Annotated in this window: 25 protein-coding genes; 17 read left to right on the forward strand and 8 right to left on the reverse strand. The window is 69.8% G+C overall.

Going from position 1 to position 24,553, the window contains the following annotated elements; genetic code table 11:
- From BLW84_RS26675 to BLW84_RS26710, 8 genes are all read left to right on the forward strand, one after another.
- Positions 1–326, forward strand: a 326-nt coding sequence (locus BLW84_RS26675; protein ID WP_143061112.1) for a transposase, incomplete at its 5' end; no start/stop codon positions are given.
- Positions 327–511: 185 nt separating this feature from the next.
- A complete protein-coding gene (locus BLW84_RS26680; protein ID WP_093270450.1) occupies positions 512–1,372 on the forward strand; it encodes an ABC transporter permease in 861 nt (286 codons plus the stop codon).
- Entirely contained in the window at positions 1,345–2,082 is a 738-nt protein-coding gene (locus BLW84_RS26685) for an ABC transporter ATP-binding protein (protein WP_093270453.1), read from the forward strand. The genes BLW84_RS26680 and BLW84_RS26685 overlap by 28 nt, the downstream gene beginning before the upstream one ends.
- The gene (locus BLW84_RS26690; RefSeq protein WP_093270456.1) at positions 2,079–3,179 is read left to right on the forward strand and encodes an LLM class flavin-dependent oxidoreductase; all 1,101 of its coding nucleotides are present in this window, start codon (positions 2,079–2,081) and stop codon (positions 3,177–3,179) included. The genes BLW84_RS26685 and BLW84_RS26690 overlap by 4 nt, the downstream gene beginning before the upstream one ends.
- A 114-nt stretch (positions 3,180–3,293) precedes the next feature.
- Positions 3,294–4,106 (forward strand): class II aldolase/adducin family protein, encoded by an 813-nt coding sequence (locus tag BLW84_RS26695; protein WP_093270459.1) that lies wholly within the window; start codon positions 3,294–3,296, stop codon positions 4,104–4,106.
- A 16-nt stretch (positions 4,107–4,122) separates the two neighbouring features.
- Positions 4,123–5,088 carry an ABC transporter substrate-binding protein gene (locus BLW84_RS26700; protein ID WP_177226705.1) on the forward strand — a complete coding sequence of 322 codons (966 nt, stop codon included), beginning with the start codon at positions 4,123–4,125 and terminating at the stop codon, positions 5,086–5,088.
- 12 nt (positions 5,089–5,100) lie between these two features.
- The gene (locus BLW84_RS49980; RefSeq protein ID WP_093270465.1) at positions 5,101–6,132 is read left to right on the forward strand and encodes an Rrf2 family transcriptional regulator; all 1,032 of its coding nucleotides are present in this window, start codon (positions 5,101–5,103) and stop codon (positions 6,130–6,132) included.
- Between the two features lie 19 nt (positions 6,133–6,151).
- Entirely contained in the window at positions 6,152–6,631 is a 480-nt protein-coding gene (locus BLW84_RS26710; RefSeq protein WP_093270468.1) for a cupin domain-containing protein, read from the forward strand.
- A 291-nt stretch (positions 6,632–6,922) separates the two neighbouring features.
- Here the strand turns inward: BLW84_RS26710 and BLW84_RS26715 are convergent, their stop codons facing one another.
- A complete protein-coding gene (locus BLW84_RS26715) occupies positions 6,923–8,149 on the reverse strand; it encodes a phospholipase D-like domain-containing protein (protein ID WP_143061113.1) in 1,227 nt (408 codons plus the stop codon).
- Between the two features lie 142 nt (positions 8,150–8,291).
- Positions 8,292–9,587, reverse strand: coding sequence for an MFS transporter (locus BLW84_RS26720; protein ID WP_093270474.1), 1,296 nt, complete (start codon positions 9,585–9,587; stop codon positions 8,292–8,294).
- Between the two features lie 156 nt (positions 9,588–9,743).
- Here BLW84_RS26720 and BLW84_RS26725 point away from each other — a divergent pair, with 156 nt between their 5' ends.
- The 7 genes from BLW84_RS26725 to BLW84_RS26755 all read left to right on the forward strand — a co-directional run bounded on the left by BLW84_RS26725 (position 9,744) and on the right by BLW84_RS26755 (position 17,576).
- The gene (locus BLW84_RS26725; RefSeq protein ID WP_245761399.1) at positions 9,744–10,700 is read left to right on the forward strand and encodes a DUF6772 family protein; all 957 of its coding nucleotides are present in this window, start codon (positions 9,744–9,746) and stop codon (positions 10,698–10,700) included.
- A 10-nt stretch (positions 10,701–10,710) separates the two neighbouring features.
- The gene (locus BLW84_RS26730) at positions 10,711–11,046 is read left to right on the forward strand and encodes a DUF6385 domain-containing protein (protein WP_093270714.1); all 336 of its coding nucleotides are present in this window, start codon (positions 10,711–10,713) and stop codon (positions 11,044–11,046) included.
- A gap of 49 nt (positions 11,047–11,095) precedes the next feature.
- Complete coding sequence (locus BLW84_RS26735; protein WP_245761400.1) at positions 11,096–12,127, forward strand: LacI family DNA-binding transcriptional regulator; 1,032 nt, start codon at positions 11,096–11,098, stop codon at positions 12,125–12,127.
- Positions 12,128–12,457: 330 nt separating this feature from the next.
- A complete protein-coding gene (locus tag BLW84_RS26740; protein ID WP_093270483.1) occupies positions 12,458–12,859 on the forward strand; it encodes a hypothetical protein in 402 nt (133 codons plus the stop codon).
- 35 nt (positions 12,860–12,894) lie between these two features.
- Positions 12,895–13,266 carry a hypothetical protein gene (locus BLW84_RS26745; protein WP_143061114.1) on the forward strand — a complete coding sequence of 124 codons (372 nt, stop codon included), beginning with the start codon at positions 12,895–12,897 and terminating at the stop codon, positions 13,264–13,266.
- Positions 13,263–14,207, forward strand: coding sequence for an ATP-grasp domain-containing protein (locus tag BLW84_RS26750; protein ID WP_093270489.1), 945 nt, complete (start codon positions 13,263–13,265; stop codon positions 14,205–14,207). The genes BLW84_RS26745 and BLW84_RS26750 overlap by 4 nt, the downstream gene beginning before the upstream one ends.
- A 123-nt stretch (positions 14,208–14,330) precedes the next feature.
- A complete protein-coding gene (locus tag BLW84_RS26755; protein ID WP_093270492.1) occupies positions 14,331–17,576 on the forward strand; it encodes an acetyl-CoA carboxylase family protein in 3,246 nt (1,081 codons plus the stop codon).
- 99 nt (positions 17,577–17,675) lie between these two features.
- Here BLW84_RS26755 and BLW84_RS26760 read toward each other — a convergent pair whose 3' ends face one another.
- Positions 17,676–17,882 (reverse strand): hypothetical protein, encoded by a 207-nt coding sequence (locus tag BLW84_RS26760; protein WP_093270495.1) that lies wholly within the window; start codon positions 17,880–17,882, stop codon positions 17,676–17,678.
- A gap of 204 nt (positions 17,883–18,086) precedes the next feature.
- Between BLW84_RS26760 and BLW84_RS26765 the strand changes: the two genes are divergently transcribed.
- Both BLW84_RS26765 and BLW84_RS26770 read left to right on the forward strand, forming a co-directional pair.
- Positions 18,087–18,980, forward strand: a complete 894-nt coding sequence (locus BLW84_RS26765) for a helix-turn-helix domain-containing protein (RefSeq protein WP_177226706.1) — start codon at positions 18,087–18,089, stop codon at positions 18,978–18,980.
- Positions 18,943–19,137, forward strand: a complete 195-nt coding sequence (locus BLW84_RS26770) for a DUF397 domain-containing protein (protein WP_177226707.1) — start codon at positions 18,943–18,945, stop codon at positions 19,135–19,137. Before BLW84_RS26765 ends, BLW84_RS26770 begins: the two co-directional genes overlap by 38 nt.
- A gap of 60 nt (positions 19,138–19,197) precedes the next feature.
- Here the strand turns inward: BLW84_RS26770 and BLW84_RS49310 are convergent, their stop codons facing one another.
- The 5 genes from BLW84_RS49310 to BLW84_RS26795 all read right to left on the reverse strand — a co-directional run bounded on the left by BLW84_RS49310 (position 19,198) and on the right by BLW84_RS26795 (position 24,549).
- A complete protein-coding gene (locus BLW84_RS49310) occupies positions 19,198–19,413 on the reverse strand; it encodes a biotin/lipoyl-binding carrier protein (protein ID WP_093270503.1) in 216 nt (71 codons plus the stop codon).
- Positions 19,414–19,428: 15 nt separating this feature from the next.
- Entirely contained in the window at positions 19,429–20,751 is a 1,323-nt protein-coding gene (locus BLW84_RS26780) for an ATP-binding protein (RefSeq protein ID WP_093270506.1), read from the reverse strand.
- Complete coding sequence (locus tag BLW84_RS26785) at positions 20,748–21,935, reverse strand: CaiB/BaiF CoA transferase family protein (RefSeq protein WP_093270509.1); 1,188 nt, start codon at positions 21,933–21,935, stop codon at positions 20,748–20,750. Before BLW84_RS26785 ends, BLW84_RS26780 begins: the two co-directional genes overlap by 4 nt.
- A gap of 4 nt (positions 21,936–21,939) precedes the next feature.
- Positions 21,940–23,472, reverse strand: a complete 1,533-nt coding sequence (locus BLW84_RS26790; protein WP_093270512.1) for an acyl-CoA carboxylase subunit beta — start codon at positions 23,470–23,472, stop codon at positions 21,940–21,942.
- A 219-nt stretch (positions 23,473–23,691) separates the two neighbouring features.
- Positions 23,692–24,549 carry an ABC transporter permease gene (locus BLW84_RS26795; protein WP_093270515.1) on the reverse strand — a complete coding sequence of 286 codons (858 nt, stop codon included), beginning with the start codon at positions 24,547–24,549 and terminating at the stop codon, positions 23,692–23,694.
- Positions 24,550–24,553: the final 4 nt, after the last annotated feature.

A 24,553-nucleotide genomic window follows, 5' to 3' on the forward strand; every position in this document is an offset into this window, starting at 1 on the left:
CCTCCAGCTTCAAGTCCTCCGCCCACCTCGCCGCCTACGCCGGAATCGCCCCAGTCACCCGCAGTTCGGGCTCCTCCATCAAGGGCGAACACCCGGCCAGAACCGGCAACCGCAAACTCAAACGAGCGTTCTTCCTGGCTGCGTTCGCGGCCTTGTCCGATCCCACCAGCAGGACCTACTACCAGCGGAAACGCGATGAAGGGAAGAAACACAACGCCGCGCTGATCTGCCTGGCCCGGCGCCGCTGCGACGTCCTGTTCGCCATGCTCCGCAACAAGACCTACTACCGGCACCCCCATCCAGACGCCGCGCCCGCTGCGGCTTGACAACCACATAGGGACACCCCCCCGCACAGCGTCTCCGCTGGTCAACACCCGTGCGTGGTTTTCGTCGCCATAGCAGCAAAAAGTGCGCACGGCACCTGAGCAGCGGAACCGGGGCTCCGGTGATCCTCCAGCGCGGCCCATCCGTCGTGGCCGTGCTGCGCCCTCATGCCCTCCGGAGAGTGCAGATGACTGTATCCACCGAACGCGCGCCCACCGGCGCGCCGACCGATCGAGATCCGATCCCCGTCACGACCGTGCAAACCCGCACCGCGCGGCGCGAAAACCGCGTTCCCCGCTGGATTTTCAAGCTGATCAGCCCCATCGCGCTGGTGGTGCTCTGGCAGGCCCTCAGCAGCACCGGCGTGCTCAGCGACGACACCCTCGCGTCGCCCGCCACGGTCGCCGGGACCGCCGTGGAGATGTGGGACGAAGGGCGGCTGCAGGAGGCGATCGCCGCCTCGCTGCAACGCGTCGGCGCCGGCCTGGTGATCGGCGTCGGCGTCGCGATCGTGCTGGCGACGCTGTCCGGCCTGTTCCGCCGCGGCGAGGACCTCATCGACGCGCCGATGCAGATGCTGCGCACGGTGCCGGTGATCGGCCTCATCCCGCTGCTGATCATCTGGTTCGGCATCGGCGAGCAGCCCAAGATCGTGCTGATCGCGCTGGCCGTGATCTTCCCGCTGTACATGAACATCTACGGCGGCATCCGCAACGTCGACGCGGGCCTGGTGGAGGCGGCCAAGACGCTCGGGCTCGGCTGGTTCGCCCAGGTGCGGCACATCATCCTGCCCGCCGCGATGCCCAACGCCCTGGTGGGGCTGCGGTACTCGCTGGGCTCGGCGTGGCTGGCGCTGGTCTTCGGCGAGACGATCAACGCCACCGCGGGCATCGGCTACGAGATGAACATGGCCCGCGAGTTCTTCCAGACCGACGTGATCGTGGTCTGCCTGGTGCTGTACGCACTCCTCGGCCTCGTCGCCGACTTCATCGTCCGACTGCTGGAAAGGACCTTGCTGGCATGGCGACCGGCGTTCAGCGGAGCGTAGTGAAACCCGCCTCGGTGCGCGGCCTGAGCCGGCGTTTCGGCGACCGCACCGTGCTCGACGACCTCGACCTGGAGATCGAGCCCGGCCAGTTCGTGGCGCTGCTCGGCCCGAGCGGCTGCGGCAAGAGCACGCTGCTGCGGATCCTGGCCGACCTCGACCGCGAGGTGACCGGCGAGGTCGAGGTGGCCGTGCGGCGCGCGGTGGCGTTCCAGGCGCCGCGGCTGATGCCGTGGAAACGCGTGTGGCGCAACGTGATCCTCGGCCTGTCCGGTCGCCCGGACAAGAAGCGGGCGGTGGCCGCGCTGGAGGAGGTCGGCCTCGGCCACCGGGTGGACGTCTGGCCGAAGGTGCTCTCCGGCGGCGAGGCGCAGCGGGCGTCGCTGGCGCGTGCGCTGGTGCGCGAACCGGACCTGTTGCTGCTGGACGAGCCGTTCTCGGCGCTGGACGCGCTGACCCGCATCAAGGCGCAGCAGCTGGTCGGCGAGCTGTGGCAGCGCCACGGCTGCGCGATCTTGCTCGTCACGCACGACGTGGAGGAGGCGCTGCTGCTGGCCGACCGGGTGCTGGTGATGCGCGACGGCCGCATCGGCTACGACCAGGTGCTGGACCTGGACCGCCCGCGCGATGTCACCGACCCGGCCTTCCTGGCGCTGCGCGCGGAGTTGCTGTCCTGGCTGGGCGTCGGGACCGGAGAGAGGAGTTCCTCATGACCGTCGAGTTCATCGGGATGATCGGGGCGCAGCACGTCTCGGAGATCCACGCCGCGGACGGACCGGCGGTCAACCCGGCGTTCCTGCGGAAGTTCGCCCAGGCCCACGAGGCGGCCGGGTTCGACCGGGTGCTGATCGGCTACGGGTCGAGCAGCCCGGAGAACACCCAGCTCGCCGCCTACGCCGCCGCGCACACCGAGCGGCTGGGATTCCTGATCGCGCACCGCCCGGGCTTCGTGGCCCCGACGCTGGCGGCCCGCACCTTCGCCACCGCCGACCACCTCACCGGCGGCCGGATCGCGGTGCACATCATCACCGGCGGCAACGACGCGGACCAGCGCCGCGACGGCGACTACCTGGGCAAGGAGGAGCGCTACGCGCGGACCGACGAGTACCTGGACGTCCTCCGCAGGGTGTGGGCCGCCGAGGAACCGGTGAGCCATTCCGGCGAGCACTACCGCTTCGAGGACTACAACGCGGCCGTCCGCCCGGTGCGGCAGCCGGGGATTCCGCTGTACTTCGGTGGTTCCTCGGCGGCCGCCCTGCGGGTCGGCGGCAAGCACGCCGACGTCTTCGCGATGTGGGGCGAGCCGCTGGCGCAGACCGCCGAGCAGATCGCCGCGGTCCGGCAGGCCGCCGCGGCGGCGGGACGGGCGGAACCGCCGCGGATCAGCGTGTCGTTCCGGCCGATCCTGGGCGCGACCGAGGAGCAGGCGTGGGAGCGGGCGCACCGCATCCTCGACCGGATCAACGCGGCGCGCGGCGGGCTGGCGTCCTTCACCGGGCCGAAGACGCTGAACCCGGGCCGGCAGGTCGCCAACGTCGGTTCGCAGCGACTCCTCGCCGCCGCAGCGGCGGGCGAGCTGCACGACCGTGCACTGTGGACGCCCACGGCGGCGGCCACCAACGCGGCGGGCAACTCCACGGCGCTGGTGGGCACCCCGGAGACGGTGGCGGCGGCGCTGCTGGACTACGTCGACATCGGCGTGACGACGCTGCTGATCCGCGGCTACGACCCGTTCGACGACGCGGTCGACTACGGCCGCGAGCTGATCCCGCTGGTACGCCAGGAAATCGCCCGCCGCGTCGCCGCCTGACCCGCGGTGCGGCGATTTCGCGCGAAATCGCCGCCTGCCAGGCGTGCCGAACGGCGATTCGCGCGAAATCTCCATCGATCGGCGCCGAGACACCAACAACCTTATGGAGAACACATGACCACCGTCGCATCCGGGCGATCCGAGTTCGCTCGGTCGCTTTCCCCGCGGCAGAACAGCTTCCCCGCCCGCCCGGTCTTCGAGGATGTCGAGGACGAGCGCCGGTTCCGCAAGCAGCGGCTGGCCGCGGCGCTGCGGATCTTCGGCAAGCTCGGCTACAGCGAGGGCGCCGCCGGGCACATCACGGTCCGCGACCCGGAGCTGCCGGACCACTTCTGGGTAAACCCGCTGGGCCGGGCCTTCAGCCGGATCAAGGCGTCCGAGCTGCTGCTGGTCAACCACGACGGCGAGATCGTGCACGGGGACCTCCCGGTCAACCAGGCCGCGTTCGCCATCCACTCGCAGATCCACCAGGCCCGCCCGGACGTCGACGCGGCCGCGCACAGCCACTCCATCTGGGGCAAGGCGCTCGCCGCGCTGGGCACCGAACTGCTGCCCATCTCGCAGGACAGCGCCCAGTTCTACGAGGACAACGTGATCGTGCCGGACTTCTCCGGGGTCGTGCTCGACCTGGAGGAGGGCCGCCGGATCGCCGCCACGCTCGGGCAGCGCAGGCTGGCGATCCTGGCCAACCACGGGCTGCTCACCGTCGGCCGCAGCCTGGAGGAGGCGGTGTCGCTGTACGTGGCCGCCGAGCGGAATTCGAAGGTGCAGGTCGTCGCCCAGGCGGCCGGGCAGCTGCAGCCGATCCCGCACGAGATCGCGCGGCACACCAGGCAGCAGTACCAGCAGCACCGCGACCCGGGCTGGGTGACCTTCGCCCCGCTCTTCGAAGAGATCGTGCACGAGCAGCCGGATCTGCTCGACTGAGACTGGAGACAACGAAGTGCGTACGACCAGAATCCTGGTGTCGGTGCTGGCCGCGGTGCTGCTCACCGTGGCCGGCTGCGCCGGGGGCAGCTCGCCCAAGTCGCTGTCCGACGTGACCCTGGTGCTCGGCGACCAGGCGGGCGGGCTGCGAGCCAGGGTGGAAGCATCCGGGGCGTTCGAGGACGCCCCGTACAAGATCCGCTGGGCCAACTTCCAAGGCGCGGCACCGCTTTTCGAGGCCATGCGCTCCGGCGACGTGGACACCGCGACCGCGGCGGACGCGCCCACGGTGCAGGCCATCGCCGGTGGCGTGCCGGCGCGACCGGCCGTGGCGACCGCGGCGTCCCCGGCGGCGACGGCGATCATCGTGCCGCCGGGATCGCCGATCCGCACCGTCGCCGACCTGCGCGGCAAGCACCTCGTGGTCTCCACCGCGCCAGGCAGCGTCTCGCACTACACCGCGCTCGGCGCGCTGGAGGAGGCCGGGCTGACGCAGCAGGACGTGCAGATCACCTTCAGCCTGCCGACCGACGCGCAGGCGGGCTTCAGCGCCGGGCACATCGACGCCTGGGCGACCTTCGACCCGTACCTGGCGATCGCGGAGAGCGCCGGGGCGCGGGTGATCCGCGACGGCGAAGGCATCAACGGCCGCAACGGCATCCTGTCGGTGTCGACCGCGTCCGCGGCGGATCCGCTCAAGCGCGAGGCGCTGGCCGACGCGATGCGGCGGTTCGAGGCGGCGTGGCGGTGGAGCGACGAGCATCCCGCGGAGTACCAGCGCGTCTACGAGAAGCTGACGTCGCTGGAACCGCCGGTGGCGCAGAAGATCCTGACCCGGACCAAGCAGGAGGTCCGGCCGTTGACCGATGATGTGGTCGCCGACCTGCAGGCCGTGGCGGATCGCTACCTCCAGGCGGGCGTGCTGCGCGAGAAGGTGGACGTGGCGAAGGCCTGCGAGCGGGATCTGTACCCCGGCGAGTGAGAGGAGCCTGAGATGACCCGGAACTGGGAGCCGGACGGGCCTTGCCGCGGCACCGTGGTGGTGCTGCCGGGCAGGGGCGAGAACCCCGCCGTCTACCAGCGCTTCGGCCGGCGGCTGTCCGCGGACGGCTACGCCGTGGTGGTGCCGGACCCGGACACCGATCCCGGGACGTGGTTCCGGCCCGGGGCGGCGCGATTCCTGGCCGGCACCGATGTCGGGGCGCTGCGCGCCTGGGCGCTCGCGCTGGAGGTCGAGGTGGACGGCCTGATCCTGGCGGGCACCCCGCTCGCGCCGGGGCAGCAGCCCGCCGACCGGGACGAGGAGATCGGGGTGCGCACATCGTGCCCGGTGCACCGCGAGCTGCTGCAGAACGACCCGGAGTTCCAGTGGGGCCGGCTGGGCGACGACGTCCCAGAGCCGCCGAAGCGGCTGCCGGACGTGCCGACCCTGCTGCTGCACGGCGATGCGGACACGCTCGCACCGGTCGCCCCGGTGACGTCGCTGGCGGCCAAGCACCCGCAGAGCTCGGTCGCGGTGTTCAAGGACGGCGTGCACGACATCCTCAACGACAAGTTCCACCGCAGCGTGGCCGCGCGCATCGTGCTGTTCTGCGAGGAGGTCGCCAAAGGCGCGGTGCTGCTGCCCGAGACGCCGGCCGCACCGCGGGCTCGCCGGTCGGCTCCGGTGCACATCTCGGCGCGCACCGACTACTCGGTGCGGGCGCTGCGGGACCTGGCGGGCGGCGGCCCCGAGCCGGTCAAGTGCGAGGTGATCGCCCGGCGGCAGGGCATCCCGCTGAACTCGCTGGTCAACCTGATGATCGAGCTGCGGCGGGCCGGGCTGGTCACCAGCCAGCGCGGCTGCGACGGGGGCTACTCGCTGGCGCGACCGGCAGGCGAAATCACGATCGGCGAGGTTGTGCGCGCGGTGGAGGGTGAGGTTACCTCGGTGCACAACGATTCACCCGGCGCCGAGGTGTGGCGCGAACTCGGCCGGCAGGTCGGCGAGTTCCTCGACGGGGCGCCGCTGGTCGGCGATCGGTGAACAAGGGAGAAGGATTCTGATGACCCAGCACGACGCGTTCCACCCCGATCTGCCGACCCGGGTGTCCGAGGAGCAGCGCCGCTCGCTGCGCACCCGGCTGCACCACGTCCGGGCCGCCGATCTGGACAACAAGACGGCGCAGACGGAGGGCATGCGGCGGCTCGCGGCGATCAGCGGCGACCTGGTCGGCTCGGAGCGGATCTGGATGGGCGAGACGCACGTCGGCCCGTCGACGGCCTCGGACAACCACCACCACGGCGAGTCGGAGACGGCGATCTACGTGGTCAGCGGCCACCCCGAGTTCGTCTTCCACGACGGCACCGAGGAGGTGCGGATCAAGACGGAACCGGGCGACTACATCTTCGTGCCGCCGTTCGTCCCGCACCGCGAGGAGAACCCGGACCCGAACGACCCGGCGGAGGTGGTGATCGCCCGCAGCACGCAGGAGGCGATCGTGGTCAACCTCCCCGAGCTCTACCACCTGGAGCAGGACCACTGATCAGGTGAGCGGCGAAGGGGCTCTTTGAGCGCGCTCGGGGAACCTGGTCCGCGGGAACGGGTTCCCGGCGGCAGCCGGACCCGTTTCGGTCGGCCGGTCGTCGATCTGGAAGGTGGCGCTCATCGCTTCTCCGACCACTTGTCGACCGCCCCGCGCGGACGCCATCGGGGGCGGTGCGCGGCCCCGCTCGCTGATCCGGTTACGTCCTGGGGCACGCCACGAGGGACGTGTCCTCCTGCATCGGAGGGCACGTCCCGCATCGTCCGGGGCGATCGCGTGACCGAGGCGGCCTCACTCGGCCAGTTCGGCGCTGCTGAACATCCGGTCGAAGGCGGCTGAGTACGCCGCGACCATGGCGGGCTGGTGCAACGTGAGGGTGGCCTCGTCGTTGCGGCGCAGCGACGTATGCGTCCAGTTCTGGCTGCCGGTGCTCACCCAGCCGGCGGCAGCACCGCTGCGACCGTGGTCGACCACGACGTACTTGGAGTGGACGGTGCCGGGCAGGGTCTCGTTCTTCAGCTTGCGGACCTCGATGGCGGGCGTGGCGTCGATCAGCGCCTGCCCCTTGGGTTCAAGGCTGCCGTGGACCATGCGGACCTGGCAACCGGCGTTGGACAGGCGGACCAGCTGTTCCACCGCGGCCAGGCGGGTGTCGTCGATCTCGGACATCCCCACGCTGATCCGGGTGGCCGGCGTGCAGCGGACACGTGCGAGTTGCTCGGTGACGGGGTCCCCCTGGGGTACTGGCGAGAAGTACACGTCGACCGGGCCCTCGGGCATGCCGGTGTGGAAGGTCCCCATGGTGGCGGACGTGCGCTTCTCCGCAGCGAGTTCGGTGAAGTACCGGTCGTACACGCGGTAGAGCTGCGGGTTGTCCCGCAGAACGACGGCGTTGTTCCAGTAGGTCCGCGAGTTGACGTCGGTGAGGTTGGACGACGACTGCATCACCACGTTCCGCTGTCCTCCCGTCTCGGAGAAGAGCGCGAACTTGTTGTGGTTTCCCTTGGTGCCCAGGCAGGAGGAGGTGTTGCCCTCCGGCGAGATGTTGCTGCACACGTGGAGCCAGGAGAGCTGCTCCTGATCGGTGCCGAGTTCCGCCAGGATGGCCTGCGCCGGGGGTTTGTCGTCCTGCCAGCCGTCGAGCACCATTTGGATCTGGACGCCGCGACGGTGGGCGTCGCTGAGCACCTCGGCGAAGTCGGCCCCCGCCTTGCCGCTCACCACGAAGTGGGCGATCCGGATCCGGGATCCGGCCGGTGCCTGCTTGATGAGTGAGCACAGCCGGCTCATGATCGTCGCCGGTTCGCCGGCCGCAGGGTCGTTGAACACGGCCGTGGTTCGCACGGGTGCCTCTTCGGCGTTCGTGCAGGCCTTCATCGGGTCGTTCTCCACAGTGGCCGCAGGTGCGGTGAGCTGGGCCGGATCCGGGTTCGCTGCTGCGGTGGAGAAGCCCCCGATTCCAGTGGCGGCCGTGACGGCCAAACCGGTGGACAGGCAGAGCATTTTGATGCGTGACACGGGTTCTCCCTTGCGTGCGCAGGATAATGCGAGCAAAACATAAGGGCCACCGATGAATCCGAGTGGGCGTCAAGGTAGCCGATGGGCACTTTTCGTCAAGCTGGTTGGTGAAAAGTGCCCATCACGCACCAGTAGTGAGTTCTCAGGCTTCGGCGTAGGAAGGATTTCCCTTGAACCGCAAGTGTTCCGGCTCCACGACCAGCAGAGCGCCGAGTGTGGAAAGCAGGCACAGCGCCGAACACAGAACGACGATGCTCCAGTAACCGGCGGTCCACTCGCTCAGCTGCGCCGCGACGAACGGCAGGCAGCCGCCGACCACCGCGCCGACGAGTTCACGGCTGAAGGTGACTCCGGTGTAGCGGTACCGCACGTCGAAGAGTTCCGACAGCATCGTCGCCTGGGAGGCGAGGGTCAGGTCGTTGCAGAGCGTGAACACGAGGACGAAGGCGGCCCACACCAGTACCGGGGTGCCGGTGTCGAGCATGACGAAGAAGGGGTAGAACATCGCCGCGCCGGCGGCCGAGCCGGTGATCATCACCGGCCGCCGGCCGAACCGGTCGCACAGCCATCCCGCGGTGGGTACGGTCACCAGCTTGACCAGGTTGGCGATGACGATGCCGGTGAGCCCGATCCACGCCGGTGCGCCGACGTTCTTGGCCAGGTAGGTCAGCGCGTAGACCGACGGCACGTAGCTGATGACGTTCGGGGCGACGCTGATGAGCATGCCTGCGAAGACCTGACGGCGGGAGGTCGTCAGCAGGTCGCGCAGGGGCGTCCGGGAGACGCCGTTGTCCTCCTTGGCTTCGTGGAATTCGGGGCTGTCGGAGATCTTCAGGCGGATGAGCAGGCCGGCGACCCCGATGAAGCAGCTGATCAGGAAGGGAATCCGCCAGCCGAAGGAGAGGAACTGCTCTTCGGACATGACCGCGGCGGTCAGCCCGAAGGCGCCCGTGGCGATCAGCGCCCCGACCGCGTTGCCGAGCGTCGGAGCGCTGGCGTTCAGACCTCGTGAGCGGCGGTCGGCGTGCTCGGCCGACATCAGCATCGCGCCGGCGTATTCGCCGCCCGCGCCGATGCCTTGCAGGACGCGGAGGGCGATGAGCAGGATGGGCGCGGCGACGCCGATGCTCGCATAGCTGGGCAGGCAGCCGATCAGCGTTGAGGAAATCGCCATCAGCACCAGCGTCAGGAACAGCATGGTCCGGCGGCCGATGCGGTCGCCCATGATGCCGATGAGCACGCCGCCGACGGGACGTGCGAGGAAGCCGACCGCGAAGGTCGCCAGCGAGGACAACGTGGCGGCGAAGCCGTCGCCCGCTGGGAAGAACACGGCCGGGAACACGAGTGCGGCGGCCGTGCCGTAGAGGGAGAAGTCGTACCACTCCAGAGCTGTGCCGATCGTGGAAGCGACCGTCGCTCGGCTGATTCTTCGTGCCATCGAGTACCTCACGTAGCGGAGCAGAAGAGCCCTAAACGTTCATGTTGATCGATGAGAGTACGGCTGGACATCCGGCAGAACAAGGGGTTAGCCTCTCGTTCATCGACATGAACGTTAATGTTGATGGCCTCGAACACGACACGAGATGGAGATCAGATGACCACCGCCTCAGTTCGGCGGGAGGGTGCCCAGCGCTCCTTTCCTCCTGGGCACGACGTGGAGCTGTCCAAGTTCAACCCGCTGCCGCGCGTCCTCTGCTACGACAAGTTCGACTCGAGCACGCACGGGTGGACGGAGTTGCTCGGCAACTACGACGGGACCGGTGATCTCGACACGGTCGACGACCACATGTGGGACTTCCGTCCGCCGCAGTTGTCCACGTGTTCGTTCTTCGACGTGGGTACGCACGGCACTCTCAGCGGAGACTACGCACTCAAGCTCGCCACCCGCCCGCACAAGGGGCACACGGCTGTCGCCATCCGCCGGCTGACGATGGCCGGGCGGGGACTGGTGCAGATCGAGACCCACTTCGCGTTCAAGGCGGAGGCGAACGTCGGCGCGCCGCGGCAGTCGGCCCGGGCGGTGAGCTGGGACGGCAACCACCACCCCTCGGAGGCGGAGTTCGGCGCGTTCACCGTGGCGACCGACATCTGCGCCGACAACGGGGTGCGCTACCACAACGTCGCTCGTTACCAGAACACCAACATGGACAACGAGATGACCCAGCGGTGGATGTACCCCACCGTGCCCGAGCCGACCCCGAGGGACCACTTCGAGGGCAAGTTCGCGCTGCCCTACGCCAGCGACTTCACCGCGCCGGACCCGAACGACTGGCGCACCTTCGGCGAGCCCCTCGACCTGTGCGTCAACGAGGTCCCGACCAAGATCAACTGGCACTACCTGCGCTGGCAGATCGACACCGAGTCCAGGACGAACGTCGAACTGCAGATCAACGACAAGATCATGGACATGCGGGACGTCCCGGTCCCGGTGTACCCGGATCGGTACCGGACGCTGGACAACCTGCTGAACTTCTACTTCTCCGTACGCACCCACGCCGATGTCCGGAACTTCCTGTTCCTCGACTCGGTCCTCATCTCGGTGGACTGGTGACATGCTCTCGATGCGATCAACGACGACGGCGGTTCTGGAGCGCAAGGCCAAGGTGCGCACGTCGTTCACCACTGAGCCCTACGAACTGCCGTGGGCCGGCGAGGCCCGCTTCTTCGTCCACGCGCTGGAGTTCGACGGGGACGATACGAGTCTGGAGTTCATCACGCAGATCTCGCCGGACGGCTTGCACTGGTGCGATCTCGACGACGTGCGGCACCGGGTGGACTCGGTCGGTGTCACGAGCTGGCTGGTCACCGGGTTCGGGCAGTGGCTGCGGCTAAGCTGTCGAGTGACCGGTCCGGAGCCGGCCGCGACGGTGCGGATCTACCTGGTCGGCAAGAGCTGAGCAGCTGGCTGGGTTTGGTGTAGGGGAGTTCATGGTTCGTTCGCGGCGCGTGACGCTTCAGGATGTTGCCGACAAGGTCGGTCTGTCGGTCAACACGGTCTCGCGCGCGCTCGCCGGCAAGAGCCAGGTGAGTGAGCAGACCCGCAACGCCATCCGGGCCGAAGCCAGCCGGCTCGGCTACGTCCCCAACAGCCAGGCCCGCTCGCTCGTGTCCGGCCGGACGATGGTCATCGGCCTGGTCATCACCAATCCCTCCAACCCGTTCTACGCCGCGTTGATCTCGGCCGTAGAGCAGCGCTGCCGCAGGTCCGGCTATTCGGTGCTGTTGTTGGTCACCGAGGAGTCGGAGGGGAACGAGGAGGAGGCGGTCCAGCAGCTGCTGACCTACGGCGTCGATGGACTCATCGGGATTCCAGTGCAGGACAAGGGCGACAGCTGGTCCCGGCTGGCGGCCGCGAAGGTCCCCGTGGTCTTCGTCAGCCGGGACATCCCCGAGTTCGGCTTCGACTTCGTGGGCATCGACGCCGGAACCGGGATCGCCGATGCCGTCGAGCGCGTTTCCGGCGGGATCGCCCGGGCTTGGCTGTTCGAAGAGGATCTGCGGATCAGCACGACGGAGGCGCGGATCGCCGGGTTCCGGCGTGCGCTGGAATCCGCTGAGATCGATCAGCAGCGCTCGCTGGTGATCAAGGTGCAGACCCGGCGCACGGCGGGCGCGAGCCTGCCGTGGCGGCCGGACGACGCGTACCAGATGGCGGCGAACCTGATCACCGCGCAGAACTTCCCCGATCTCATCGTCGCGGGCAACGACTACTTCGCGCTCGGCATTCTCAAGGCGCTGCGGGAATGCGGCCTGACCGTGCCGGACGACGTGATGGTCGTGGGGTACGGCGACCACCCGTTCGCGGCGTACCTGGAGCCCGCTTTGACAACGCTCCGGCTGCCCGCCGAGGAAGTGGGTGCCACCGCCGTGGACTACCTGCTCGAACGCATCGCCGATCCGGCCGGACCGCGCAAGACCCGGTTGCTCAGCCCCGAGCTGGTGGAGCGAGGTTCAACCCGGCGTCCGCGGTCTGCTTAGCTCCCGAGCCCTACCGCCTGGAGTCGGGGGAGAGCTGACGCGTGCGGGTGGTCGTGGCCGGCCCCGACCACCCGCTCCTGGCCGACCACGCGGTGTGGTCGGCCGATGTGGAACGAGGTCGCGTTCGGCGCGAGTCGTCACGTGCGGTGGCCGACCGTTCCTTTTCTGGTGCAAACACGGGGTTTTCCCGGTCAATCGGGCATTTCGGGTGTGCTGGTCCGGGTTTACGATGGTCTCGACCCCAGGTGCGGACGGCCGTAGTCGTCGCGGGGTGGCGCTGTGGTCAGCATCCCGCTCTGGGAGTCGTGTAAGCGTCTCAGGGGGATCGTCATGAGCGCGCAGAAGACCAACGAACTTTCGGAACTGCTGGAGCGGCTCGACAAGCAGTCTTCCGACCTGTGGAAGCGAGTCGTGCTGGAAGGGCGGCCGGTGAGCCGCGATGACGGCAACATCCACCTCGCGATCGAATCGGGTGTCGTCGCCATCCCGGTAAAGGAGATCGAGGAGCTCCACCCGATCTTCGGCAGGGCGGAGGCGGTGACGGTCGTGGTCCGCAACGCCGACCACATCGAATACCTGCGTCGAACGGAGGATTTCGCGCAGGACGCCGCCGTCGCCGCGAGCGACTCCGACGGCGTGGTGCTGCGGGCGATGCGCTGCGGCGACACCGCGACCTGCACGTCCGCGCAGGGGTATGACGCCACCGACGACTACTGCTGCAGGCCGATGTGAACTCGCGGTCTCCGCTCCGGCGGTGGCTCGAACGCGTGCCGCGCGCGGACCGGCGAACGTCGTGCCGGCTGGACGGAATCCTGCTCGGCGCACCGTCCGGGATGCTGCGGATCGTGGTCGGAGACCTGTGCCTGGACCTGGATCCGGACGATCTGGTTGCCATCGCGGAAGTTCCGGCTCCCGGCGAGCCCTCGCCGCGCTTCGGCATCCGCGTGCGGCTCGAACTCCGCCGCGGTGCCGGGCTGTGGGGGGTGTCGCCGGGCGCGGCCTACCTCAACTGGTTGTTCCCGCCGCGCCGGCCGTTCGCCATCGCCTGCCGGACCTCGGTCGACGAGGTGCCGGCAGACCGATTCCGTGCCCAGGAAAAGGAATTCCTCCGGCGGCACGGGCTGGATCCGCCCCGGTGATCCTCGTCGTTTCCAGTCCGCACGACGTGCACGCGCGCGTGGTCGCGGATCGCCTCCGGCGGCGCGGGAAGCCGGTGGCGATCCTCGACATGAGCACTCTCGCGGCGGACGAATTCCTCTCGTATCCGATAGGCCGCGCGGGGATCGCCCCGCGCATCACCGCCGCCGATGGGCGCGTGGTCGATTTCGGGGCCGTCGAGGCGATTTGGTACCGGCGGTTCCACGAGGTCGCCATTCCGCCGGACGTCGGCGACGCGGACGACCGGGCGTTCGTGCGGCACGAGTGGCAGGACGCCCTCAACGGCATCTTCCTCGGCCTGAAGTGCCGCAGCATCAACCCACTACTGGGGCAGCTCGCCGCGACGAAACCCCGTCAGCTGGAACTGGCGCGGCGAACGGGTCTCCGCGTTCCCGAAACGCTGATCACCAACGATCCGGATCGTCTCGAAGGCTTCCTCGAACGCCACCGCGGGCGGGTCGTGCACAAGGCCATGAGCGCCCCCGCGAACCACTTCGTCGACACCCGGCGCTGGGCTGACGCGGACCGAACGGCGCTGCCCGATCTCCCGCTCGCGCCGACGATCTTCCAGGAGGAGATCACCGGCCCCAGCGACGTGCGCGTCACCGTGGTCGGCGGCCAGGTCTTCGCCGCGCGCATCGACACGGCCGAGGGACGATCGGACCTGGACTCCCGGCTCGACCTGGACGCTCCGTGCCACCCGCACGCGTTGCCGCCGGAAGTGCGCGAACGGCTGCTCGGCCTGATGCGCGCGCTCGGCCTCCGCTTCGGCACCGTCGACCTGAAGATCACCGAGCAGGGCGAGCACGTCTTCTTCGAGGTGAACCCGCAGGGCCAGTTCCTCTACATCGAGATCCTGACGGGGCTGGGGATCAGCGCCGCGATGGCCGGGCTCCTCGCCGGCGACCAGCGCCGCTCCTGATCCGCCGGGAAGTCCCGGTGTTGACACCCGCCTGGTTCTTCACGAGGCTGGACGCCAGGAACCGACTGGTCGGTATGCATCGGTGCGGTCCGGCAGGCGCAGTGCGGCGCGGAGGAGGCGTGGATGGGCATCGGGGAGCCGTTCGGGACGTTGCTGGTCGCGAACCGGGGCGAGATCGCGTTGCGGGTCTTCCGCGCCGCCGCGGTGCTGGGCGTCGGCACGGTCGGCGTGCACGCGGCGGATGACGCCGACTCGCTGCACGTGGCCCGCTGCGACGAGGCCGTGCCGCTGCCCCAGAACGGCGCCGCCGCGTACCTCGACGTCGCCGCGATCATCGAAGCGGCCCGCAAGACCGGCGCCCAGGCCATCCACCCCGGATACGGGTTCCTCTCGGAGAACCCCGCCCTGGCCAGGGCCTGCGCCGACGCGGGCATCGCCTTCGTCGGCCCGGACCCGAGCGCGCTGGAACTCTTCGGCGACAAGGCGAAAGCCCGCGCGCTCGCCACCGAACTGGAGATCCCGACGCTGCCCGGCACGGCGGTGGCGACGCTCGCCGGCATGGAACGCTTCCTGGACACCCTCGAACCGGACCTCTCGCGCGGGCGCGGCGCGGCGGTGATCAAGGCCGTCGCCGGTGGCGGCGGCCGGGGCATGCGCGTGGTGCGCGGCCGGGACGAGCTCGCCGAGGCGTTCCGGGCCTGCGAGGCCGAGGCGCTCGCCGCGTTCGGCTCCGGTGACCTCTACATCGAACGGCTGCTCACCGACGCCCGGCACATCGAGGTCCAGGTGATCGGCGACGGCCAGGCAGTCGCGCACCTCTGGGACCGCGACTGCAGCGTGCAGCGGCGGCACCAGAAGCTGATCGAGGTCGCGCCCGCCCAGGGGCTCGACCAGCGGCTGCGGCAGGACGTGCTGCAGGCCGCGACCCGGCTGGTCGGCGCTGCCGCCTACCGGGGCGTGGCGACCGTGGAATTCCTGGTCAGCGGCCAGGAGTTCTTCTTCATGGAGGTCAACCCGCGGCTCCAGGTGGAGCACACCGTCACCGAGGAGGTGCTCGGCCTGGACCTGGTGCGCAGCCAGCTGGAGATCGCCGCCGGCGCGAGCCTCGCCGACCTCGGTCTCGACCAGGATCGGGTGCCGTGCCCGCGCGGCAGCGCGATCCAGATCCGGATCAACGCCGAGACGATGACCGCCGACGGGCAGGTCCTGCCGCAGTCGGGCGTGCTCGATCGGTTCGCGATGCCCGCGGGGCGCGGCATCCGCGTCGACACGGCCGGCTATCCGGGATACCGCACCAACCCGGGTTTCGACTCCCTGCTAGCCAAGATCGTGGTGCACGACGCGGCGGGATTCACGGCGGCCCGCAGGCTGGCGGTCCAGGCGCTCGACGAGCTGCAGATCACCGGGGTCGCCACGAACCTCCCGCTGCAGCAGGCGATCCTGCGCACCGACGAGTTCGCCGCCGGGCGCTGCGCGACGTCCTATGTGGATAACCACCGCGCCGAGCTCTTGGAAGCCGCGCCGAACGCCGTGCCGGACGCGCCCCTCGGCGCCACCGTCGCGCCGATGAGCGGCTCGGTCGTCGCGGTGGAGGTGTCGCTCGGCGACGTGGTCGCGCGCGGGCAGGTCGTGATGGTGCTGGAAGCGATGAAGATGCAGCACGTCATCCGCGCGGACAGCGGTGGTGAGGTGACGCAGATCCGCTTCCGGGAAGGCGACGTGGTCGACGCCGGGGAACCGGTGGTGATCGTCTCCGGCAACGACGGGCCAGGCCTCGCCGATCTCGCGGACGAGCGCATCGACCCCGACCACATCCGGCCGGACCTGGCCCGCGTGCTGGAGCGCAAGAGCCTGTGGGCCGACGAGAACCGGCCCGAAGCGGTGCAAAAACGCCACTCGCGGGGCATGCGCACCGCGCGCGAGAACGTGACCGACCTGGTCGACGAAGGCACGTTCACCGAGTACGGCGGCTTCGCCATCGCCGCGCAGCGCAAGCGCCGCGAGCTCGACGACCTGCTGCGCAACACACCCGCCGACGGCATGATAACCGGCGTCGGCCAGGTCAACGGCGCGCAGTTCGGGCCGGAGCGCAGCACCTGCGCGGTGCTCGCCTACGACTACACCGTGCTGGCGGGCACGCAGGGCTACTTCAACCACCGCAAGACCGACCGGATCCTGGAGGTCGCGCGGCAGCAGCAGTACCCGGTGGTGCTGTTCGCCGAGGGCGGCGGCGGCCGGCCGGGCGACGTCGACATCCCCAAGGGCGGCGGGCTGATCACCCCGTCGTTCCTGGCGCTGGGCGAGCTCAGCGGCCGGGTTCCGACGATCGGCATCGCGGCGGGCCGCTGCTACGCGGGCAACGCCGCGCTGCTGGGCACCTGCGACGTGGTGATCGCGACCCGCGACGCCAACATCGGCATGGGCGGCCCGGCGATGATCGAGGGCGGCGGGCTCGGCGTGTTCGCCCCCGAGGAGATCGGCCCGATCGACGTGCAGACGGCCAACGGCGTGGTCGACGTGGCGGTCGAGGACGAGGCCGAAGCGGTCGCGGTGGCCAAGCGCTACCTGTCCTACTTCCAGGGCGATGTCACCGACTACTCCGAGCCGGACCAGCGCGGACTGCGCCACGTGGTGCCGGAGAACCGCAAGCGCGCCTACGACGTGCACACCGCGATCGACGTCCTCTGCGACGAGGGCTCGGTGCTGGAGCTGCGGCCGGAGTTCGGTCGCTGCACGATCACCGCGCTGGTGCGCATCGCGGGCCGGCCGATGGGGCTCATCGCGAACAACCCGATGGTGCTCGGCGGCGCGATCGACGCCGACGGCGCCGACAAGCTGGCGCGGATGCTGCAACTGTGCGAGGTGTTCGGGCTGCCGGTGGTTTCGCTCTGCGACACACCGGGATTCATGGTCGGCCCGGAGTCGGAGAAGACGGCGACGGTGCGGCACTTCGGCCGGATGTTCGTGCACGGCGCGCGCCTGACCGTGCCGATGGCGACGGTGGTGCTGCGCAAGAGCTACGGTCTCGGCGCGATGGCCATGGCCGGCGGCACGATGGTGAAACCGGCGTTGACGGTCGCGTGGCCGAGCGGCGAGGTCGGCGGCATGGGCCTGGAAGGCGCGGTGCGCCTGGGCTTCCGCCGCGAGCTGGAGGCGATCGCCGACCCGTCGCAGCGCCGGCGGCGCTACGACGAGCTGGTGGCCCAGATGTACGAAACGGGCAGCGCGATCAACACGGCGATGCACCTGGAGATCGACGACGTCGTCGACCCGGCCGACACCCGGGATCTCCTGCTGCGAGCCCTCCCGCCGGTAGCGCGAACGGGCTGGACCAACCCCCGAGCGCGAGCCGTCATCGACGCCTGGTAGCGGCTGCTCAGGGCCCGTGCGTACTTTGTGCTGTTATAGCAACAGAAAGTACGCACGGGGCCTGGCCTGGCCGAACAGGTCCAAGACCGTAGCCTTCGGCTACTGCTCCTCTTGAGCCCTGAGTTCACGGAGCTCCCGAAGGGCGTCGGTCGCCCTGGCGACGAGCTTTGCGAGTCCTGCCTCGGTGGTGAAGAGATCGAAGCCGGACTGACCGCCGATCTCGAACTCGACCTCGTCCTGGCAGACCGTATAGCTGATCGAGCACTCGTCCATGCTGACCCAGGTGCCGACCTTGGTTCCGCCCATGCTCGCTCCTTCGCTTCCGTGGGTCGCTGACACAGCCGCGACCTGGCCTTGTATCGTCGAGCCCTGCTTTGACCGGCGGCCTCGACCTTGCCTTTGAAATCAAACAGTTCGGGATCAATACAGGCAACGCGACGCGGCGTCCCGTTCGGGTGATCTGTCAGCGCAAGGCTGCTGATGCTCGCTGCCGTGTCCAGGAGGAGCAAAGTGATCACATCATCCCCGGCGGTCGTCCGGTACTACCTCGCGCTGCGGCTGTCCCAACTGCGTGCGGAATCGGGATTGACCAAGCAGCAGGCGGGAAAGCGGATCGGCCGTACCGGGCAGACCATCGCCAACCTGGAGAAGGGCCTCCACGCACCGACGCAATCCGATCTTGAGAAACTCCTGGAGCATTACGGCGCGGCGGAACAGATCCCGGAGCTGCGAGACCTGCTCCCGGTTGCGCGCAAGCGCACGCCGAAGCGCGCGGCACCGATCCCGGAGGACTACGACCTCCGGTTGAACCTCGAAATCGACATGGCCCGACTCGACATCGTGGAAACCTCGCTGGTGCCAGGACTTCTGCAGACGCCGAAATATGCAGCGGCGGTGTTTCGGGCGGACCCGAATCACTCAGATGCCGAGATTCAACAGCTCGTTGATGCTCGGATGGAGCGCAAGCAGGTCTTCATGCGGGCAGAACGTCCGGCCGAACTGCACGTGGTCCTCGACGAAAGTGTGCTGTACCGGGTGCGCGGAGGAAATGGTGTGATGCGCGAACAGCTCGACTACCTCCAGGAGGTTGCTCGGACTTCCACCGTCGATCTGCAAGTCTTGCCGCTCGATGCAGGGGCCTTCCGCGGGCAGGGCAAGTCGTGGACGCTGATGACTTTCCCGGAATCGTTGCAGGAACATCCCGGCATGGTGTGTCTGGACCTGTTGGAGGAGTCCAGGTACGTGGATGATGTGACTCTGGTCGACCTGTACCGCCGGACCTGGCGGCACGTTCTCGGCGCAGCGGCGTCGATTGACCGTTCGTTGCAACTGATTCGCAAGGCAAGGAAAGAATGCGGTGGGGACTGTGAAGAACTTGGCCGGATGGAGGAAATCCAGTCGTAGCGACGAAAAGCGTGACTGCGTCGAGGTCGGGTTCGCACCTGGGATCGTCGGGGTCCGAGACACCAAGGATCGCGAAGGCGGAACATTAGCCTTCAACCGGTCCGCCTGGCGCGCCTTCACCGGCGGGCTTCACTCCGGTGCGTTCGACGTGCGTTGACGTGAGGTGAAGGGCGTCTTGTGTCGAATTACTCGACCAAAGATGCCCTTCACCTGCAGCTCACTTGTCGGAGACGACGGCGATGAGGTCGCCTTCGTTGACCGCGTCGCCTTCGGCGACCGCCAGGCGGGTCACCACGCCGTCGGTTTCGCTGAGCACCGGGATCTCCATCTTCATCGACTCCAGGACCGCCAGCTCCTGGTCGGCCTTGACCGCCGTGCCCTCGGTCACCAGCACCTTCCAGACGTTGGCGACCATTTCCGCCTTGATCTCCATGTTGTTCCCTTCCCGTCAGCGGGCGGCGATGATCCGGTCGACCACGCCGGTGTCGTAGTTCCCGGCGGCGAACTCCGGGGCGTCCAGCACTTCGGCCAGGAACGGCAGGTTGCACTTCGGGCCCTGCACGACGAACTCCGCGACCGCCCGCCGCGCCCGGGCCAGGGCGTCCGCGCGGTCGGCGCCGTGCACCACGATCTTCGCCAGCAGCGGGTCGAAGTGCGGGCTCACCTCGGTGCCGGCCGCGTAGCCCGACTCGACCCGCACCCCGGCCGGCTCGGCCCACCCGGTGATCCGCCCGGGCCGGGGCAGGAAGCGGACCGGGTCCTCCGCGTAGACCCGCAGCTCGACGGCATGCCCGCGCGGCGCGGGGAAGTCCGCCGGGACGTCCGCTCCCGCGGCGATCCGCAGCTGCAGCTCCACCAGGTCGATGCCGTGCACCTCCTCGGTGATCGGGTGCTCCACCTGCAGCCTGGTGTTCACCTCCAGGAAGAAGAACTCCCCGGTGCCGGGATCGAGCAGGAACTCCACGGTGCCCACGTTGCGGTACCCGACGCTCTCGGCCGCCCGAACCGCAGCCGCGCACAGCCGGGAGCGCAGCGCGGCATCCACGGCCGGGGAAGGGCATTCCTCCACGACCTTCTGGTGCCGCCGCTGCACCGAGCAGTCCCGCTCGCCGAACGTGCGCACCGAGCCGTCGGGCATGCCGACGACCTGCACCTCCACGTGCCGGGCGCGCGGCACGTACCGCTCCAGCAGGATCCGGGCGTCGCCGAACGCGCTGCCGCCCCGCGACAGCGCGGTCCGCACCGCGCGTTCCAGGGACTCGGCATCGCGAGCGATGCCCATCCCGATGCCGCCGCCACCGGAAACCGCCTTGACCATCAGCGGAAAACCCAGCTCCGAGGCCGCGGCGTCGGCCTCGGCGGCCGACGCGATCCCGGAGCTGCCCGGCAGCACCGGAACCCCGGCCGACGCCATGTGCGCCCGCGCCGCAGCCTTGTCGGCCAGCAGCTCCATCGCCTTCGGCGACGGACCGACCCAGACCAGGCCCGCTGCCGCGCAGCGGCGGGCGAAATCCGGATTCTCCGACAAGAACCCGTAGCCCGGATGCACCGCCGTCGCCCCGGTCTTCCGCGCCACCGCGAGGATCGCCTCCGCCGAGAGGAAGTCGCGCGGCGAGTCCAGCGGGACCGCCTCGTCGGCTTCGGCGACGTAGGGCAGCCCGGTGTCCACTTCGGAATGGATCGCGATGGTCCGCACCCCGAGCCGGCGGGCGGTCCGGATGATCCGCCGCGCGATCTCGCCCCTGTTGGCCACCAGCAGGCCGTCGATCACGAGGCCCTCCCGGTGACGTTGTCCCGGTGCAACGCGCTGATCCGCTCCGCCGAGTAACCGAGCTGCGCCAGCACCTCGTCGGTGTGCTCGCCCAGCCCCGGCGGGCGTCCGGGGGAGCGGGCCGGGGTGTCTGCCAGCCGCAGCGCCGGGCCGGGCACCGTCGCGTGCACGCCGTCGCGCAACGGCACCTCCACCGCGATGCCCCGGGCCCGCACCTGCGGATCCGACACCAGGTCGGCCACCGATTGCACCGGGCCGCACACCACTCCGTCGGCCTGCAGCGCCGCCACGACCTCGGCCTTCGTGCGGCCCCGGGTCCACTCGACGACCTGCGCGTCGATCCGCTCGCGCTCCCGCACCCGCCAGCCGCGCTCGGCGGCCTCCTGCTCCGCCCACTCCGGGTGGCCGAGCAGGGCGCTGAAGGACTCCCACATCTTCGGCGTGATCGGCGCGATGTACACCCAGCCGTCGCCCGCCGGGTACAGCCCCGAGTAGTTCGTCGGCAGCGCCGAGCCCCACCGCGTCGGCTCGCCGATGCCCGCCGCCGCGACCGACAGGTGGTGCGCCAGCAGCGGGAACATCGAATCCAGCATGCCCACGTCGATCAGCTGGCCCCGGCCGGTTCGCTCCCGCGCCAGCAGGCCGAGCATGGCCGCCATCGCTGCCTGCATGCCGGTGACGTTGTCGGCGACGAACGGCCCCGCGATGGTCGGCGCGCCGTCGGGCTCGCCGGTCATGTCGGCCAGCCCGCTCATCGCCTGGATGATGCCGTCGTAGGCCACCCACGACGAATACGGCCCGGTGCGGCCGAATCCGGTGATGTGCACCATCACGGCCCGCGGGTTGATCCGGTGTACCTCGTCGAAGCCGAAACCGAGCCGGTCCGGCACGCCGTTGGCGTAGTTGGTCACCAGCACGTCGGCCCGGCCGATCAGCTCGTGCAGGACCTCCTTGCCCTGCTCGCTGCGCAGGTCGAGGGTGATGGCGCGCTTGGTGCGGTTGTTCGCGGCGAAGTAGAGGCTGTCGCCGTCGTGGACCGGCTGGGCGCGGCGACCCATCTCGCCGTCCGGCGGCTCGACCTTGATCACCTCGGCGCCGTGGTCGGCGAGGATCTGGCAGCACTGCGGTCCGGCGATGTAGTGCGCGATCTCCAGCACGCGCACCCCGCTCATGGCGCTGATCATCGCGTCACCCCCGGAAGTGCCAGGTCGAACGGCCCGCGGCGCGCAGCGGTGCGGCCAGTTCGGCGAACTCGCACAGCAGCGGCCTGGTGTCGCGGGGATCGATGATCTCCTCGATGTTGAACGCCTCCGCCGTGCGGAACGGGGAGCGGATCGCGTTCATCTTCTCGGTGATCTCGTCCAGCAGTGCCTGCCGGTCCTCGGCGGCGTCCAGGTCGGCCCGGTACGCGGCCTCGACGCCGCCCTCGATGGGCAGGGAACCCCAGTCCGCCGATGGCCACGCGTATCGGTAGTGCACCCGCGCGGCGTTGGTGTGCGCGGCACCCGCGACGCCGAAGACCTTGCGCAGGATCACCGACGCCCACGGCACCTTCGCCTGGTAAACGGCGTTGAGCGCCCGCACACCGTAGCGCATGGTGCCCGCCTTCTCGGCCTCCACGCCGATGACGAAGCCGGGCTGGTCCACCAGGTGCACCACCGGCAGGTGGAACGTCTCGGCGAGGTCCACCAGCCACTCGATCTTGCGGCTGGAGTCGGCGGTCATGCCGCCGCCGTAGACCATCGGGTCGCTGGCCAGCACCGCCACCGGCCAACCGTTCAGCCGCGCCAGGCCGCCGACCGCCGACCGGCCGAAACCCCTGCCCAGCTCCAGGAACGAGCCCTGGTCTACCAGAGCGTTGATGATCGGGCGGATGCGGTAGGGGCGGCGCCGGTCGCGCGGGATGGCCTCGATCAGCCAGTCCTCGCGGCGCTCGGTGTCGTCGCCGCACTCCGCGCGCGGCGGCAGCTGGTGCACCGACGGCGGCAGGTAGGACAGGAAGCGGCGGGTGCGGTCGAAGGCCTCCTTCTCGGAGTCGACCACGTCGAACACCACGCCGTTGCGGCCGTGGATGTCGCTGCCGCCCAGCTCCTCCTTGGTGACGGCCTGCCCGAGCCGCGCCACCAGCGGCGGCCCGGCGGCGAAGACCTGCGAGATGCCGCGCACCATCACCGAGTAGTGGCTGGCGGCCACCCGCGCGGCGCCGAGCCCGGCGACCGAACCGAGCGCCAGCGCCACTACTGGCACGGTGCCCAGGTTCGCCGCGACCCACTCCCAGCCCGGGTTGGCTGGGACGTAGGTGCGGCCGATGGTCTCCAGCGAGCGGATCGAACCGCCGCCACCGGTGCCGTCGACCAGCCGCACCAGCGGGATCTGCAGCTCGTTGGCCAGCTGCTCGGCCATGATCTGCTTCTCCCGGATCGAGGCGTCCGACGCGCCGCCGCGCACCGTGAAGTCGTCGCCGCCGACCACGACCGGCCGGGCGTCCAGCCGCCCGCGGCCGAACACGAAGTTCGCGGGCTGGAACGCGCCGTCCGGCTGGAACTTCCCGGCGATGGCGCCGATCTCGCGGAAGCTGCCGGGATCCAGCAGCTCGTCGATGCGTTCCCGGACGGTCAGCTTGCCGTGGTCGTGCTGCCGCTTGACCTTCTCCGGCCCGCCCATGCGCTGCGCGAGCTCCTCGCGCCGCCGCAGTTCGTCGATTTCCGGTTGCCAGGACAATGTCCCTCCAAAGTGGTCACGGGGGTCGGTCGGTGTAGGCGCGTCAGCGCGCACCCGGTGCGGCACGCGGGCCGGGGGAGACGCCGTTTTCGCGCGAAACGGCGTTCGGCACGCGTGGCGCGCGCCGTTTTCGCGCGAAAACGGCAACTCGCGAGCGGGCATGTGGACGGGCGGACGGCGTGGTGTCGGGAGCCTTGCGCGACGCATTCGGGTTAGCTCCTAGCGGTTCCGGCGCGGGTCGAGGGCCTGTTGCGCGACGTCGCCGAGGACGTTGAACGCCAGCGCGGTCGCGGCGATCGCGATGCCGGGCACCAGCATCTGCAGCGGTGCCTGGTAGAGGAACGTGTAGGCGCGGGCCAGCATCGAGCCCCAGCTCGGGTCGGGTGGCTGCACGCCGAGGCCGAGGAAGCTCAGGCTGGCCTCGGCGATCAGCGCGTGCGCCAGCAGCAGGCTGGACTGCACGAGCACCGGCTGGATCGCGTTCGGCACCAGGTGCCGCAGCACGAGGTGCCGGCCCCGGCTGCCGAAGCTGCGCGCCGCCTCGACGTAGGTCTCCTCCTTCACCGCGAGGACCTGCGCGCGCATCAAGCGGGCCACCGAAGGCGCGAACACGATGCCGACCGAGATCATCGAGTTGACCAGGCTCGGCTGCAGGGCCGCCGTGATCGCGATCGCGAGGATGATCGCCGGGAACGACAGCAGCGTGTCCACCACGCGCATCACCGCGCTGTCGACGATGCCGCCGAGGTAGCCCGCGGCCAGCCCGAGCGGGATGCCGATCAGCAACGCCACGCCGACCGCCAGGAAGCTGGCCAGCAGCGACGCCTGCGCGCCGTGGATCAGCCTGCTGAGCACGTCCCGGCCGAGGTCGTCGCTGCCCAGCAGGTAGCCGGGCGTACCCGCCGGGGCGAGGATGGCGTCGAAGTTCTGCGCGTTGGGTTCGTGCGCGGTCACCACCGGTGCCAGCAGCGCCAGCGCCACCAGCACCACGAGGTACCCGGCGGACGCCAGGCCGCGCCAGTCCCGCACGACCAGCCACAGCCGGTTCTCCCGGCGCGGTGGGGAAAGCGTGGTCATGGCA

This window comes from Saccharopolyspora shandongensis, from assembly GCF_900106995.1.
GTDB classification, from domain to species: Bacteria; Actinomycetota; Actinomycetes; order Mycobacteriales; family Pseudonocardiaceae; genus Saccharopolyspora; species Saccharopolyspora shandongensis.